Below are 14609 nucleotides of genomic sequence, written 5' to 3' on the forward strand. Positions count from 1 at the left end.
TTCCATGAAAACAACCATTTACTCTCAAACGACGAAAGTTAATTTTTCTTTGCTTTTTTTCTCAATTGGACTCTTTTTGTAAATTTTAATTGGATATTTACGACTCACATTTTGGTGTTTATTATGAATACAAAGTACTCTATAGTCGCTTTTCTATTCTGATATACATTATGAGGAGGTTTTTGTATGAACGCCATGACCGTTCCCTGTACCCCGCCTTCATTTTCTTTCTCTAAACGCACGGACGCCTTAAAGGCGTCCGAAATCCGGGAAATTTTGAAAATCACCGAGCGCGAAGAAGTCATTTCTTTTGCCGGCGGCCTGCCGGCGCCGGAATTGTTTCCCGTGGAAGAACTAAAGCAGGTATCCTTGCAGGTGTTGGAAGAATCCGGCCAAAAAGCCCTGCAGTACTCCACCACTGAAGGCTATGAACCGCTGCGCCGCCAGATCGCCCAGCGCATGCAGCAAAAATTCCGCACTACCTTCCAAGGAGACGACATCCTAATTACCTCCGGTTCGCAGCAAGCCTTGGATTTATTAGGAAAGGTATTTCTCGACGAGGACGACGTCGTACTCTGCGAAAGTCCCACGTATTTGGCGGCGCTCAGCGCCTTTCGCGCCTACCGTCCCCGTTTTATTGAAGTTCCTACCGACGAAGAAGGCATGGTTTCGGAAGCCTTGGAACGCATCCTCCAAAGCACGGAACGCATCAAATTTGCGTACGTCATTCCTGATTTTCAGAATCCAACGGGAAAAACCTGGTCGCCTTCACGGCGCCAGGCTTTCATGAAGCTTGCCAATCAGTACCGCCTGCCGGTCATCGAAGACAATCCTTACGGAGAATTGCGCTTCGAAAATGAAATTCCGCCGTCCCTGCAAACCTTAGATCAACACGGTCTGGTCATCGCTTTAGGTACGTTTTCCAAAATCTTTTGCCCCGGCATGCGCATCGGCTGGATTGCCGCCCATCCGGAAATCAGGAACAAGTGCGTACTCCTTAAACAAGGCGTTGACTTGTGTACCTCGTTAAAAGCGCAAATGGAAATTTCCCGCTTTATCGATCAGTATGATTTTGAAGCGCGGATTCAAAAAATTGTCTCTGTGTATCGTCAGCGACGCAATGCCATGCTGCAGGCGTTGGATGACTTTTTACCAACTGGCGTCTCCTTCACCCGCCCGGAAGGAGGTCTGTTCCTTTGGCTGCAGTTGCCAGAGTCGATCAAGGCCATGGAACTTCTGCATGATTGTTTAGCCCAAAATGTCGCCTTTGTTCCCGGCGATTCGTTCTTCCCGAACGGCGGCGTTACCAACACTCTGCGCCTCAACTATTCTAATACGCCAGAAGAGCAAATCCGCGAAGGAGTCCGCCGCTTGGCGCAGGCGATAGAAAGACGGCTGCACCGCACGACTTGAGCTACTCTTTCCTAAACTACAACTTCCGTTTACTCATCTGCTTACTTTTAGCCCAAAAGGGTTGAGAAGCGTTTACTCTACGCTTTCTCAACCCTTTTGCAAGCCTTCTTGCCTTCTTTATTATTTGATTAGCCGGATTCCTGCAAATAAAAGTCTCGTTGATTATGCCGCAGAATATACATTGCAGCATCTTCCGCCGCCAACGGCGGACTATATAAATAGCCTTGATAAACAGTACACCCCATGGAGCTAAGCACTTGCTGCTGCCTTTGCGTTTCCACATATTCGACAACCATTTCAAGCCCAAGAGAGGCGCAAAGAGAAGTAATCGATAAAATGATTTCTTGACTACTTTTATCTTCAACTACATTGCGGCTCAGCATGCCGTCGATTTTGAGGGTATCCATAGGAAAGTTTTGAATATATCGCAAAGAAGTATGCCCCATGCCAAAATCGTCAATCGCCAGCCGTACCCCCATGTTTCGCAGCGCTTCTAGATTTTTCGCCGTATTTACATCGGCCGTAATCGCAGCAGTCTCCGTAATCTCGATTTCTAAATCCTTCGGACACAGCGCGTTTTGCTGCAAAATCACACGCACCTGTTCACTCAACAACGACGCTTGCAACTGACGCGGCGAAATATTCACAGAGACTCGCACATTAAAAATCCCCATCCGTTTCCAACATTGCAGCTCTGAGCAGGCTTCTTGTATAATCCACCGCCCTAGTTCATGAATCAAGCCGCTTTCTTCGGCAATCGCAATAATAACCGGGGGCGCCACCGCTCCATATAAAGAATGCTTCCAGCGCAGCAACGCTTCTGCCGCTACTACTTTCCCAGCCGCATTGACTTGCGGCTGATAGACTAAAACCAATTCTCTTTTTTTCAGACTCTCTTTGAGATCATGCGCTAACGAGCGCGCCAGCACGCCTTGTGCATCCCCACGTTCCAAGAGTCTCTTATCGGGCGCGGCGTTCTGGAACAGACTCTGCTGCAAGCCTTGAAAGGCAAGATTCATTTCTTCTTTTCTTTGTTTTTCATTCCACCTCACAAAAGGAATGTAAATCAATGTCCCTAACAGCAAATTTAGCGCCTGCAAGGCCACGCCAAACCAAGAACCGCTCACAACATAGCCGCTAAAAAATACAGGCATGGTCCATGATACAAGCGGTGCGTCCGCTGGCAGCCACCCGAAGTATAACGCGCCAAAGGTCGTAACCATCGCCACTATCGGCACGAGCACAAAGGGCAGTAAAAACGTAGGATTAAGAACAATTGGCAAGCCAAATACTAATAGCTCATTAATATTAAAAACGGCAGGAACCAGAGACAGCTTTATCAGCCATGACATCGCCCCGCGCCTAGATACCAGCAGCAACGCCAGCAGAAGGCTCAGCGTCATTCCCGCTCCACCCATAAGCACAAAAGCCTCAAAATAGTGCAAAAAAGCATTAGGCTCTATAAAAACCGTTGTTCCTGAATACTGTACGACTTCCAGCGTATGAAGATAGTCTAACACCGGGTTCATCAGACGACTGCCATGCATCCCAAAAAACCAAAATACATGCACAAAAAAAGGAAATAAAAACATCGTCAAACTGGTATGTGCAAGGTCGTTCATCCAATTCGACAAGAATACATAAATACATGCCTGCACATCAAACAAACCAGACCAAGCCGCAAAAAGATGCACTGCATAAAAAGAAAGAATCGTTGCTGTGGCAGGAACCATATTAGAGAGAACCTGTGCTAAAAGCGGATCTCCTACATCCGCTCTACATAAAATATACCGCCCTCCACGGGACGTAAAAAACAACACCATCTCTGTTGCCACAACGGCGGTAGCCACACCAATCCAAAGGCCGTCCGCCCCTGTCCAAGAAGAAGAAAAAAAGGCTAAATCCTGCAAGCTCCAAGAAGGCATCAGAACGAAAAAAGAAGTTAAAGAAACCAATGCAGCCATCATGGGATGGATCCGTCTTTTGCTCTCCGCTTCCGCCAAGCAATAACTGATTGCTCCTATAACAGTAAGGTTCATTCCTTTCATCGCCGCAACGCCCAACAAACCGAAATAGGCAAACGTCTCTTTGTCCAAAAAGGTGACAAAGGTTGGCAGCGCCCCTAACATAATGGCAAAAGCGCCGATAACAATCAAAGGCAGGTTCAACAAGAATCCTTGGCGGATCGCCCTTAAATGCCGTTGACTGGTCAGCCAGTCCGTAATCCCTTGTATTTGTTTCATGCCAGAGCGACTCCTTCTCTTAAGGAAAATACACATACTTTATGGTAATTCAAAGAAAATAGTGTAAAATCCTTTTTTTAGGAAATCGTCTCTGCCAAAAATGCTCTGTCTCTTACAAGCCGCTGACTATATATTGATAAAACCGGCTGTCCACCTTCATCACCGGGAATGAAGGTGGCAACTGTTTTTTCGCCACCTCTATAAAGCCGTTCTTTTCATAAAAACGATGCGCCGCTAAAAATTTGTCCGTTGTTCCCAAATAGATTTCTCGCAAGCCTTGCTCCTGTGACCAGTTCAAAAGAACATCCAGCAGCTTTTTCGCCGTTTGCTTAGCGCCGCGGTAGTCTTTGTGCACAAACATTTTGCGCAGCGCTCCCTGTCCTGCGCCAATATCAATGAGCGCGATGGTACCCACAACAAGGCCGTTATCTTCAGCCACCCAAAAATTTCCCTTCCCGGTTTGATAAAAAGAACTCACTTGGCTCAAATCCGGCTGATCTTCCTTGGTAATAGCAATGCCGAATTCTTGCTGCTGAATCGGCAGAATCAAGTCGAATACCCCTTGCTGATCCTCTAGCTGATATTCACGGATTTTCATATTTCTCTCCTCCTTTACCTGTTTTCCACGCCAGCCACTCGGTTTCGATATTCTCGCGTATGCGCTCCATAAGGGTTTCCGCCAAAGCTTGCTCTTCCTTAGTCATTCCCGTAAAACAACAGGCAAGATAGCGATTTTCCTCGGCAATCAGCTCCGGATACGCTTCCTTCGCCCGCTCCGTAGGAAACAAGTGAACCATTCTCTTGTCCGTCTGGTTTTGTTCCTTACGAACATAGCCCTCCGCTTCCAGCTTCTGCACCGCCTTCGTCGCCGTTGCCTTATCCACTTTTAGAAGATGAGACAGCTCCAGCAAATGAAGGCCCGGGCTTTCGCAAATACGGGTCAGGAAAACAAATTGGCCGCGCTGCAACGCAAGCTTTTTAAATCTCACATCGCTGAGAGACTGTACGCAACGAGCCACAGCGCCGACTTCCCGCAAAAATTGATGTGTTAGCATACGATCCTCCGATTTTTAATTGAACTTTCAACTATAATCAAAGTACCAAAATTTAATTGAAATGTCAACTATATTTAAATACTGCTATAAAAAGTAAAAACCTGGTCAAGAAAGCCACGCTTTCTTGACCAGGTTTTTCACCATCTCCAAGGTTCCCAGGACTCCATAGCCGCTGTAATCTGCTCCGGCGTCGTCTTCTCCGGCAGATAATCCAGCTTCACCTGCCCGTTATGCCCGAATAGGGGCATATGAAGATGTACTTGATTGACTCCCGGCAAATCCAACAAATATTGTTCCAACGCCTGCTTGCTCCCCTTCGGAATCCCCGTAATTCGCAGCACCAGGCGCGCCTCCCCCGGCGCGGAGCATCCACAGCCTTTACACATGTTCTTGCCTCCCTGCCTTTCTACAAAACAACACTAAACAAAACCTTCTTACTGTGCTTCCCGATGTTTAACATTGGATAACGCCGGAGGAATTGCATAATCAAATTTGCTAAAAAACAGATCCAGCGATTTTAAAAGCACCGTTTTAAATCCAGGACCGCCGAGAAATTCTGCATCCCGCGAAGTTTCATTAAACTTTCCATTATAAAGATACGTTCCCGTATTTCGATCCACCGCTTTTACGGGAATGGACGTGGTTACCGCCTTCGTTACCGCCAAAAATTCCACTCGGTCTTGCACGGAAAAAGGCTCTACTTCAATCAGCAACAATACATCGGCATCCCCTTCCTGCCCTACCGCAAGAATGTCTGTGCGCTCCGCCATCGACACATTACGAATGCCTTTAGCTGCCAAGCGATCCTTGTAAATTTCTCCCGGAACCAGTACCCACCGATTCACCGCCAGCTTTTTGAGATGGCTCATAATTTTAGCGTCAATGTCCGTGTCATACTCGGTTTTAGCATTATTGGTGTATAAAATCGCCACCCGGGGCAGTTTGCTATCACGCTCTGTCAAAATCGCTGCTGTTCTTTCTGAGATGCTGGTTCCATCTCCTTCGTTTTCCGCAGCCCAGGCCGAGCCTACGCCTACCATCAGCAGCAACAGGGTAATCAGCCAAATTCGCTTCATATACTTCCCTCCTGTCTTTGCTTTGCATCTTCTTATAAAAAAAACCACAAAGAAGGGACATCAAAGATGGTCCTTTTTCTTAGTGGATATGTAGCGCAATGCAATATAACAGAAAGAGAAGAATGGCATATTTTTACTTTCACTATACCGCCGCAACTCTCTCCCGTCAAGGTTTTAACCCTGACTTGCCATTATTTTTTTCTTTTACGAGCTCCTATCAGTTAGCTGCCGCAACAATCGTTCCAACGTCGCCGCAAAACGAGCGTCATCCTCCGCCTGGCGTTTACGCGGCCCCTTCGTCCGCCCGCCGCCGCGGCGCACCTTGGCTTTAATCTCCCTTTCCTCCAGCAAAAAATCCATTTTCTCGGATCGATACTCACTCCCCGAGGGGCTTACACAGCACGCTTTCTTAGCCAGCACCAGCGCCGCTAACCCCCAATCCTGAGTAATGACCAAATCATTCGCTTCTGTCAGATTCACAATCTTCAAATCCGCTTCCTGCGAAGCATTGCCTACAGTAATATGCTCATCCGAGGCAATCTGGTGATTAAAGCTGGCTACGGTTATCACAGAAATTCCATAACGCTTTCCCGCCTCCAAGCAGCAAGCAAGCACTGCCTTCGGACAAGCATCCGCATCAATAATCAGTTTCATATCCAACTCCATATACAGGATTTTCTATATTCTCACAGAATATGTTATCACAATAAATTACGAATAGAGTTCCACTGTATCTCCAAAAGCAGTGGTTCCTCTGGAAAGAAGGAATCTGCTTGCAAAAACACATTCATCCTACAGCACAGCGCTTACACATTGTAAGGCATTTTTTTCTTCTCGCCCTGCTGCTGCTCTTTTATAGCGGCAGTGCATCCGCCGGCGGCTCCGTAGAAAAAGACACCAGCCAGCAAGTAGCCCAATACTTTGAAAGCGCCAAGAAAAATGAAGCCGAGCTCGTCGCCTTTTTGCACAAAATGCCGAAAGGCGCGGACTTGCATAATCATCCTTGGGGCGCCGTCTATACGGAAACCCTTTTAGACTCGGCCATTGCGCAAAACCTCGTTTTTGACCGCACAACCCGGTCCTTTGTCAAAGAAACCGCAAATCCCTGCTATACCGCACAAGAATTAAAGCAGAGCAACTCTAAAATGGGCGAAGTTCTCTCCGCTCTTTCCCTGCGCAACCAACCAAAGGAAACGGAAAACGGGCATGACCATTTCTTCGATTCCTTTGGGCGCTTTGCCGCCGCCGTCCCCAGCGAAGAATCCATGCTGCGCGAACAAGTAGGGCGGGCCATCAGCCAGAAAATCCGTTATTTGGAGCTTATGACGGAACCGCCGCGCGAGGAAGAAGCCGTTCGTTCCTGGCTGCAACAGATGGGTGCAGCGCGCCGCGAGACCATCTCCCAAGCCGGCGGCGCTTGGAATGTCGACGTAGCTTATATCGTCCCCATCAATCGCAACGCCTTGCCGGACTCCTTGAAAAACGGTCCTTGGAATCAAGAGGTTTACGAAGAATTTTTTACCCAGGAAGTACGACAAGCGCTTACCGCGATTGTTCGTTTTTCTGACCAAGGCATCCGCAGCCTCACATTCTTAGATCCTGAGGATTCTTGGATTTCCCGCACCCAATTTGCTGTGCAAATGCGTATTTTAGACCAAGAGTGGCGCCGCCTGGTTGCCGAAAATCCAGCTAACGCAGACAAGCTCAAGGTCAACCTTCATGCCGGCGAGCTTACTTTGGCTTATTCGCCGTATGAACCCATGCGCAATCGCATTAGCCAAAGCATTGCCTTGGGACATGCCTCGCGCGTCGGCCACGGCATTAGCATCCAATGGGAAGACGACGTCTATGGCCTGCTGCGTCAAATGCGCGACTATAAAACCGCGGTTGAAATTTGCCTGACCAGCAACGAAGGCATCCTGAACGTCGCTGGCGGTGACAAGCATCCCTTCCGCTTATATTGGGACGCCGACGTCCCAGTAGCGCTATGCACGGATGACGAAGGAATTTCCCGCAGCAATCTGACCATGGAATACGCCAGAGCCGCCCAATGGTTCGGCCTCAGCTACGGCCATCTCAAATGGCTGGCCTTCAGCAGTCTGGAATATTCGTACCTGCCCGGAGAAAGCTTCTTCATCAACGGCGACTTCAACCGCCCCAAAACCGCCCTTCCCCAAGGTTCAGCCAAAGCGATTTTAGAACAGCAGCTACGCAAAGATTTTCAGCGTTTTGAAGCCGATATGGAGCAAAATATACGCCTGATGAAAAGCCGCTAGGTTCAGGGGAGTACCAGCGCATCTTTTTTATCGAGTTTCAAGTACGGGTTCCAGGCCACTTCCCACAAATGGCCGTCCGGATCGGCAAAATAGCCGCTATAGCCGCCCCAAGACACTTTTTGAGGGGCTTTAATCAAAGCTGCTCCGGCAGCCCGCGCTTCTTTCAAGACAGTATCTACTTCTTTTTCGCTTTTTGCGTTATAAGCCAGGGTCAAACCGGAAAACCCGGTCCCCGCCGCAGCGATGGTCGCATCGGCCGCCAATTCTTCCCGTGGGTACAAAGCCAGCGCTACGCCGCCCAAATCAAAAAAAGCGATGCTCTCTTGGCTGGCTGAAGAGGGTTTCCAGCCCAAGCCATTTTGGTAAAATTCCCGAGATCTCGCTAAGTCACGCACTCCCAAAGTCACTACATTTAACTTTTGCCGCATCAATTACCGGCTCCTCTCGTTCGTTATGTACTGCTCTATTGTACCATGTCGAAGAAAAAAGAGTGAAAGTTGAACAAGAGAGCAGCAAAAGGGATGATGCCGAAGCAGCAAACACAAAGCATCGGTGAAAAGCCAGAAAGTCCTGGCAAGCCTTCATGGCTGCCAGGACTTTCTCTAAAGAACAACTACTAATTTTACAAGAATCCCGACAAATTATGAATTTTTTCTCGCCAGACGCGAAAGAAAACACAGGCATAGCGGGACTATGCCGAGGCTTTCTGACAAAGTCTGGTAGAAAAAAAGCTAATTTGTCGCGAGATGCTTGTTACATATTGTTGACGCTTTGCACCAGCTTCTCAATAGCCGCCACCTGCTCGGGCTGCAACGCCAAAGACGGTTCCTGCGTGACCGTCTCTATGTTTACGCCTTGAGCGGCTACGCCGCCTTTAATGGCCGCCACAAAGGGCGACGACAAATCGTACAGGTTCATCAGCACGGAAATTTTAGCCTGCCCTGCGGCCACACCGGCAAAATCCTGCTTTTCATACGCCGCCAGCAACTCTCGGAACACGCCGGGGATGACGTTAGTCAGGCCGCCAATAACGCCATCGCCGCCTGCGAGCAGATTGGGCACCATGTATTCGTCATAACCGGACATGACGCAAAAATCAGGCCGCTCTTTTTTGACGATCTGAATGAGCTTGCGCGTATGGCTGATACCATCAACCGTGTCCTTGATCCCGATAATATGGGGAAATTCCTTAGCCAGACGCAGCACCAGCTGCGGGTCCAGATTAACCGACGTCCGATCCGGGAAATTGTAAATCATAATTGGCATGGTGGTGTTTTTCGCCAGTTCCGCATAGTAGCGGTACAACACTTCGTTCCCTAACTGGAAATAGTAGGGGGAAATGACGACTACCGCATCAGCGCCAGCCTGCTGCGCATAATTGGTCAGCTCAATGACTTCCGCCAAAATGGTGCCGCCAGTGCCGATCAATACAGGAACTCGCTTATCCACAACCCGCACGACCAAATCAATAAACTCTTTTTTCTCGTCCATCGTAAGCGCGAAAAACTCGCCGATACTGCCCAAAAACAGAATGCCGTTGATGCCTTCGTCAATCAAGCGGTTAATGTGCCGCTCATTGCCAGCCGCATCGATTTTCCCTTGCTTGTCGAACACCGTAATTGCTGGAGTAATGGCTCCCTTGAACATGAAATCCCCTTCCTTTCTTGCCTTTCGCTTCACGGCTGCCCTAAAAATACGCCGTTGCCTGGGGCTCCCGGCTGCCATTGAGCACGATCCGCAAATTTAACCCAGCCCTCTTCGCCCGTGCTTTTTTGCAAGCAAAACCACATTTCCTCGCCGCGATTCTCCACTCCCTTGTAACCGGCCCACAAGCGGGCAATGCCTAAATCGCCGTTAAAAGGCAGCGAAGAAATGCCGGAACCTGGCAAATAAATCAGGTTATTCTTGAACCAGGCATAAAAATAACCTTCCCCGGCGTAAAAAAGAATGTACGCGGTATCTCCCGGTTTCGGAAGCTCTTTACCTTTGTTCGCCGCCAAATTGGGCGCTATCGGGAGCTCGCCGGTGATTTGAATGCGCCCGTTATTCGGAAATGAATGCACTTCAAAGCCAACAACCTTAGCCCCTTCGCCAGCCTCTAGAGAAGCGACCTTTTCGCTTTCCTCATTGGCGCGCAAATGCAGCACCACCGGCGCTAAGGGCTTCATGTAAGCGCTGCCGGAAAAAAGAATCGCCGGCGAATCGCCGATAATGCGATTATGCGTAATTACCACTGACGGCGGCTCCACTACCGGCGCAGCTTCAACCGCACCCATCGCCAAAAGAAAACAGGCTGCTGCCAAAATAAACTCTTTATGAAACCATTTCATAGCAAGTAACACTCCTTAGAAAATCCTGGTTTCCTTCACCAGATCGTTCCTTAGAAATTGTAGCAGATCCGCTTTGTTTAAGCTACCACTAGGAGGATATCCCATGGTATTTTCATTTTTCGTCCACTCGCCAATATACTCTCGCAGTCAACGACTCGGAGCGTTCTTCCACGCTGCCATCGCGCGCCAACGCCGCTAAGCTTGCCCGCAGCCTGGATGCCAGCTCCTCTTCTGACGAACACACCTCCTTAAAAAACGGCGTATACGTCCGGACCGCCTCGTCTAACGACAGTTCCCACTGCCAGTTTTCTTGCTGGTAGGTTACTTCCGGGTAATAACCGGCGGCAAACAATGTCGCCACGGTATAGGAAAGCGTTTTCCCCCAGGGCGCTTGGTAGGAATCGCCGAAAAACTGCCGACCCAGCTGTTCGCGAACGACATCGCGCCGCCGGGCAAAGGTTGTTAAAAAACACGCTTTGCGACTGGCGCGGCACAGAGCTAGCAGCGCATCCACATTGCTGATCCCCGGACACATCGAAGCAAAGGTCAGATCAAAAGCGCCTTGCCAGCCTTGCGCTTCCAAATCAACCGTTTCCCAAACGGCCTGTACAAAGTCGGTTTTCCCCAACAATCCTTCTTCCTCGGCACGATTCCTGGCATGGCGCAGCATATTGCCGGAAATGTCCGTCCCTACCACGCTGGCGCCGCGTCTGGCAAACGCTAAGGCATACGCACCCGGACCGCAGCCAACGTCAAGTACGGCAGTCCCAGCGCCCAACACGCCTTTCCCTTCCAAATAGGCTAGGGTAGAACGCATCCGACTGCTGTCGCGCTCCTTCCCCGCAAATTCCGCCGCCCGCAAATCCCAAAATTCTTGGGTCTTTTTCCAATCTCCGTCCGCCTTCCACTCTTGCCGCAAGGTCTCCAGCTGCATTCCGCCACTCCCTCTCCAGGCATTTCCTCTTGCAATACTTCCTCTCTGACAGGCAAAATCCTGCTGAAACCGCCACCTGCCGAGAAAACCATTTCGCGTCTTTCGTGTATTTCGCGGTTCTTTAGCAGCGTCCCTCCAATTTATTACCTAGCCGTTTAACGCTTATCCATTCAGCTATATGGATAAAGCTCCTCTGCCGCACCGTCTTAAAGGCTTGGGCAAAGGAGCTTTTATAGATTACTCAGTCCGCTTGAACCGCCAGCCGCCGCAAGCAAGCGGTCAGCTCGTTTATCTCCGTCATCTTCTTTCCACACAGCAGCAGTTCTTCCGCTAGACACAGCACCAGCCGCTGCCCTGATGCCTGTACCCGTAGATCTGTCAATTCTTTGAAATCAAAAGGCAGCCCTGCGTCGCACAGGCGTCCTACCGAAGCGCAGGCAATAAAACCGAGGGTATCAGCCAAACGCTCTTGCCGGGAAAAACGGTTGTAAGGACTTTGAAAGGGGTTGCTCTCCCCGAAATGCTCCTCCCAGGCCGTCTGAAAAGAATCGCCAAATTCTTGATAAATCTCTTCTATTACGTCCAAAAGGTATGCCTGATACTCCCTTTTTTCCACCGCCGCCACATCGTTCCTGGCTTGCAGAGCGGCATAACTCAAAACCAGACTGCTTAGAAGCCGCCCTAGATCAAAGGCCACCGGCCCGTAGGTAGCATACTCGGCGTCAAAAATCTTGATTTCCTGTTCGTCCGCAAAAATATTGGACGTATGTAAATCGGAATGAATCAGACATTGCCGCTGCCAGGCATAGCGCTCCTGCAAGCGTTCCACCTCCCTCCGCACCGGCGACAAGGCGCAGAGCTCCGCCATTTCTTTCTTGATGAGCGGATTGACCGCTTCCAGCGGCGGCGTCAGCATGGCGCCTTGAAAAAACAACCGCTTCCAAAAAGGCTTGGTTTGCCCATCCGCAAAGGTCGCTTGCAGCAGCTTCTTTTCTTCCAGGTCAAGAAAACACTCTGAGGTATAAAACGCGGTTGTCCCCAGAAATTTGCCTAGTCGCTTGCCAACTTCCGGAAACTGCCTGCGTTCCAGAATACTCTCACTTAATAAACGGAGCCGCCCCAAATCTTCCATGATTAACAGTTTGCGCTCATCATCCCAACGATAAATTTGCGGCGTCGTACCTGGGCAAAGACGCTCCCAAAAACGCAGCGCATGCACTTCCACCGCCATGCGCGCTAATGGCAGCTCATAGACTTCCCCGTGAGAGGTCAAGTTGACCTGCGGCATCAGCTGTTTAAGGATGACCGAGCTTCCGTCAACCGCCTCCACGCGGGTAATCTCGTTCACATGACCGTCTACGCTGCGGCTGTCTCCTGCAAGACGCCTGGCGCGAAGAGGCCCCTTCTTGCTAAATTCGGGCAACGCCTGCCGTACGTACGCTGCCGCTTCCTCCGGGCTGAAGATCTTATAGACATCCATAGTCCGCCTTCTCCCTGCGTCATCGTTCCTTCTCTCTATGGTAAAAGTAAAGCCGCCCCCTGTAAATCCAGAAGGCGGCAAGGCCATAGCACGCTCCTATTAAAGAACAAGAATTCACCAAGTCTTTCTGTGGTTAGCGTACCGAGAAAACCAAAAGCACCGCGATTACGCCCAGCACCATGCCCGGCGCCGTCCTTTTGGCAATCTCAAAGGGATTGACCTTGGCAATGGTCGCGCAGACAATCAAACCGCCCGCTACGGGTGACATGGTCCGTCCCAAGGCGCCGGAAATGGTAGCCAGCGAACCCATATCGCTGATAGCCCAGCCGAATTGCGCCGCATGAGGCGTTACCGCCCCGTTGAAAGCCAGTGCCGCCGCATCGCCGGAGCCGCTGAGAATTGCTAAGAAGTACGGCCCAAAGGTCGCCGCATAAATCGCAATATCCTGGGAGGCTTTCATTTTCTCAATCATCGCGCCGGTGAGACCAATAATCTGCATCCCTTGGGTGAACACAGCAGCGGCAATGATAATGCCCATAATGTCTCCATACGAATCGCCCATGCCTTTAAAAAAGCCTTTGGAAATTTCCTGGGGATTTTGGAAGGTAGCCAAAAAGCCCAGCATAGCCCCGATAATCATGGCCTGCGGCACAGTCACCGTCGGAATCACGCCAAGCTGCTTGCTGCCCAATACCAGCAGCAACAGCGGCAGCGCTGGAATAATGGCTTTTAAGAGATTGACTTTGAAATCCTGACCGTCTTCCTGAAACGCAGCGGCACGCTCCGCGTCCGGGCCTTCCTTGCGCCAGTACGCTACCATCGCCAGCATCGGCGCCGCAATAGCCAGTACCACCAGCACCGCCGGCGCGTGATTGGCAATGACCGTCATCACATCCACCTGCGCCAGCTTAGCCACAAAGGGATTGTGGCTAAGCCCCGGGCTCATGGTACTGCCGAAAGTCCCCGACATAACACAGGCCGCAGCCATAGCCGGATGCACGCCGGAACGGATCAACGTGGGGATCAGCACTGCCCCTACGGCGGCAGCGCAGCCAGCTGTACTAGGCAAAGCAATGTTCAACACCCAGGTCACCACCACCGCGCCAGGCACTAAGATCGGCTTCACCCGCTTGAGGCCCCCTGCCAGCAAATGCACCAAATGCTTGTCGCAATTGGTTACGCTCATGACATAGGAAAAACCCATCACCGTACAAATCGTCGTTACCAAGCCTTCATTCACCATGGCCTTGGCAAAAGCGTCCATAGCCGCCAGCGGTTTCCCCGCCGCCGCCGCCATGGCTAAGCCGCCTAAAAACAGCACTAACCTTGTTTCATAGCGTTTCACAATAGCAACAAAAGTAAGCAAGACAATAATAGCTCCCACCCAAATCATCTACCAATTCGCCTCCTTAAAAATGTTTTTTCTATACGCACATTTGCAACCACAGTACACTATTCGCCACATTAAGGATATTTCCTTTTTTAATTTTTGCACAATTTGAAACAAGTATACAAAATGCTAGTTAATTGCTGTTTTTATAACGCCACTAAACACAGTCATGACCGCCCGTTAAACGGGCGGCATGCACCAGCCCTATAAGGGCTGATTACTAGCGGCACCTAAAAGTGCTGCTTTTCACTTCGTTCAAGCCATCTTTGCACTTGGTACTAGCTACCCCTGAAGGGGTCTTCTAACTCTTTTACACTAATTTTATCCATCATTTGATCTGCTTTCTCTTGTTCTCTTATATACTTTTTTATTGTAGCTTCATTAAGGCCAACTGTACTCACATAATATCCAA

Annotated in this window: 14 protein-coding genes and 1 pseudogene; 2 read left to right on the forward strand and 13 right to left on the reverse strand. The window is 49.9% G+C overall.

Translation table 11 applies throughout. The features are described from left to right. Positions 1 to 186 precede the first annotated feature (186 nt). A complete protein-coding gene (locus tag C508_RS0115510) occupies positions 187 to 1413 on the forward strand; it encodes an aminotransferase-like domain-containing protein (RefSeq protein WP_018704488.1) in 1227 nt (408 codons plus the stop codon). A gap of 128 nt (positions 1414 to 1541) precedes the next feature. On the opposite strand, the gene C508_RS0115515 is transcribed toward C508_RS0115510, so the two are convergent. The 6 genes from C508_RS0115515 to C508_RS0115540 all read right to left on the reverse strand — a co-directional run bounded on the left by C508_RS0115515 (position 1542) and on the right by C508_RS0115540 (position 6441). After that, on the reverse strand, positions 1542 to 3656 hold the full coding sequence (locus C508_RS0115515) for an EAL domain-containing protein (RefSeq protein ID WP_018704489.1): 2115 nt from the start codon (positions 3654 to 3656) through the stop codon (positions 1542 to 1544). A 112-nt stretch (positions 3657 to 3768) separates the two neighbouring features. Further along, the gene (locus C508_RS0115520) at positions 3769 to 4254 is read right to left on the reverse strand and encodes a GNAT family N-acetyltransferase (protein ID WP_018704490.1); all 486 of its coding nucleotides are present in this window, start codon (positions 4252 to 4254) and stop codon (positions 3769 to 3771) included. Beyond that, a complete protein-coding gene (locus tag C508_RS0115525) occupies positions 4241 to 4711 on the reverse strand; it encodes a MarR family winged helix-turn-helix transcriptional regulator (protein WP_018704491.1) in 471 nt (156 codons plus the stop codon). The genes C508_RS0115520 and C508_RS0115525 overlap by 14 nt, the downstream gene beginning before the upstream one ends. 137 nt (positions 4712 to 4848) lie before the next feature. Further along, a complete protein-coding gene (locus C508_RS0115530) occupies positions 4849 to 5097 on the reverse strand; it encodes a hypothetical protein (RefSeq protein WP_018704492.1) in 249 nt (82 codons plus the stop codon). Between the two features lie 48 nt (positions 5098 to 5145). Then, the gene (locus tag C508_RS0115535; RefSeq protein ID WP_018704493.1) at positions 5146 to 5787 is read right to left on the reverse strand and encodes a hypothetical protein; all 642 of its coding nucleotides are present in this window, start codon (positions 5785 to 5787) and stop codon (positions 5146 to 5148) included. A 204-nt stretch (positions 5788 to 5991) separates the two neighbouring features. After that, the gene (locus tag C508_RS0115540) at positions 5992 to 6441 is read right to left on the reverse strand and encodes a YaiI/YqxD family protein (RefSeq protein ID WP_026319570.1); all 450 of its coding nucleotides are present in this window, start codon (positions 6439 to 6441) and stop codon (positions 5992 to 5994) included. Positions 6442 to 6560: 119 nt separating this feature from the next. On the opposite strand from C508_RS0115540, the gene C508_RS0115545 reads away from it, so the two are divergent. Then, positions 6561 to 8063, forward strand: a complete 1503-nt coding sequence (locus C508_RS0115545; protein WP_018704495.1) for an amidohydrolase family protein — start codon at positions 6561 to 6563, stop codon at positions 8061 to 8063. A gap of 2 nt (positions 8064 to 8065) precedes the next feature. Here the strand turns inward: C508_RS0115545 and C508_RS0115550 are convergent, their stop codons facing one another. The 7 genes and pseudogenes from C508_RS0115550 to C508_RS18920 form a co-directional block, all read right to left on the reverse strand. Continuing rightward, positions 8066 to 8491 (reverse strand): VOC family protein, encoded by a 426-nt coding sequence (locus C508_RS0115550; RefSeq protein WP_018704496.1) that lies wholly within the window; start codon positions 8489 to 8491, stop codon positions 8066 to 8068. A gap of 325 nt (positions 8492 to 8816) precedes the next feature. Further along, on the reverse strand, positions 8817 to 9710 hold the full coding sequence (locus C508_RS0115555; protein ID WP_018704497.1) for a dihydrodipicolinate synthase family protein: 894 nt from the start codon (positions 9708 to 9710) through the stop codon (positions 8817 to 8819). A gap of 29 nt (positions 9711 to 9739) precedes the next feature. Beyond that, positions 9740 to 10393, reverse strand: coding sequence for a hypothetical protein (locus tag C508_RS0115560; protein WP_018704498.1), 654 nt, complete (start codon positions 10391 to 10393; stop codon positions 9740 to 9742). A gap of 112 nt (positions 10394 to 10505) precedes the next feature. Beyond that, a complete protein-coding gene (locus C508_RS0115565) occupies positions 10506 to 11327 on the reverse strand; it encodes a class I SAM-dependent methyltransferase (RefSeq protein ID WP_018704499.1) in 822 nt (273 codons plus the stop codon). A 241-nt stretch (positions 11328 to 11568) separates the two neighbouring features. Beyond that, positions 11569 to 12807 carry a phosphotransferase gene (locus C508_RS0115570; protein WP_018704500.1) on the reverse strand — a complete coding sequence of 413 codons (1239 nt, stop codon included), beginning with the start codon at positions 12805 to 12807 and terminating at the stop codon, positions 11569 to 11571. 133 nt (positions 12808 to 12940) lie between these two features. Continuing rightward, positions 12941 to 14200: a C4-dicarboxylate transporter DcuC gene (gene dcuC / locus C508_RS0115575; protein WP_018704501.1), complete on the reverse strand. Its 1260-nt coding sequence runs from the start codon at positions 14198 to 14200 to the stop codon at positions 12941 to 12943. A 275-nt stretch (positions 14201 to 14475) separates the two neighbouring features. Next, positions 14476 to 14609, reverse strand: a pseudogene (locus C508_RS18920) (IS200/IS605 family transposase); the annotation flags it as partial.

This window comes from Anaeromusa acidaminophila DSM 3853 (assembly GCF_000374545.1).
Classification (GTDB): domain Bacteria; phylum Bacillota; class Negativicutes; order Anaeromusales; family Anaeromusaceae; genus Anaeromusa; species Anaeromusa acidaminophila.

Bases quoted from the DNA above. Each gene is read 5' to 3' on its own strand.
- C508_RS0115530 (WP_018704492.1), bottom strand. From the start codon at position 5,097: ATGTGTAAAGGCTGTGGATGCTCCGCGCCGGGGGAGGCGCGCCTGGTG.
- C508_RS0115525 (WP_018704491.1), bottom strand. From the start codon at position 4,711: ATGCTAACACATCAATTTTTGCGGGAAGTCGGCGCTGTGGCTCGTTGC.
- C508_RS0115550 (WP_018704496.1), bottom strand. From the start codon at position 8,491: ATGCGGCAAAAGTTAAATGTAGTGACTTTGGGAGTGCGTGACTTAGCG.
- C508_RS0115520 (WP_018704490.1), bottom strand. From the start codon at position 4,254: ATGAAAATCCGTGAATATCAGCTAGAGGATCAGCAAGGGGTATTCGAC.
- dcuC (WP_018704501.1), bottom strand. From the start codon at position 14,200: ATGATTTGGGTGGGAGCTATTATTGTCTTGCTTACTTTTGTTGCTATT.
- C508_RS0115515 (WP_018704489.1), bottom strand. From the start codon at position 3,656: ATGAAACAAATACAAGGGATTACGGACTGGCTGACCAGTCAACGGCAT.
- C508_RS0115535 (WP_018704493.1), bottom strand. From the start codon at position 5,787: ATGAAGCGAATTTGGCTGATTACCCTGTTGCTGCTGATGGTAGGCGTA.
- C508_RS0115555 (WP_018704497.1), bottom strand. From the start codon at position 9,710: ATGTTCAAGGGAGCCATTACTCCAGCAATTACGGTGTTCGACAAGCAA.
- C508_RS0115570 (WP_018704500.1), bottom strand. From the start codon at position 12,807: ATGGATGTCTATAAGATCTTCAGCCCGGAGGAAGCGGCAGCGTACGTA.
- C508_RS0115565 (WP_018704499.1), bottom strand. From the start codon at position 11,327: ATGCAGCTGGAGACCTTGCGGCAAGAGTGGAAGGCGGACGGAGATTGG.
- C508_RS0115560 (WP_018704498.1), bottom strand. From the start codon at position 10,393: ATGAAATGGTTTCATAAAGAGTTTATTTTGGCAGCAGCCTGTTTTCTT.
- C508_RS0115540 (WP_026319570.1), bottom strand. From the start codon at position 6,441: ATGAAACTGATTATTGATGCGGATGCTTGTCCGAAGGCAGTGCTTGCT.
- C508_RS0115510 (WP_018704488.1), top strand. From the start codon at position 187: ATGAACGCCATGACCGTTCCCTGTACCCCGCCTTCATTTTCTTTCTCT.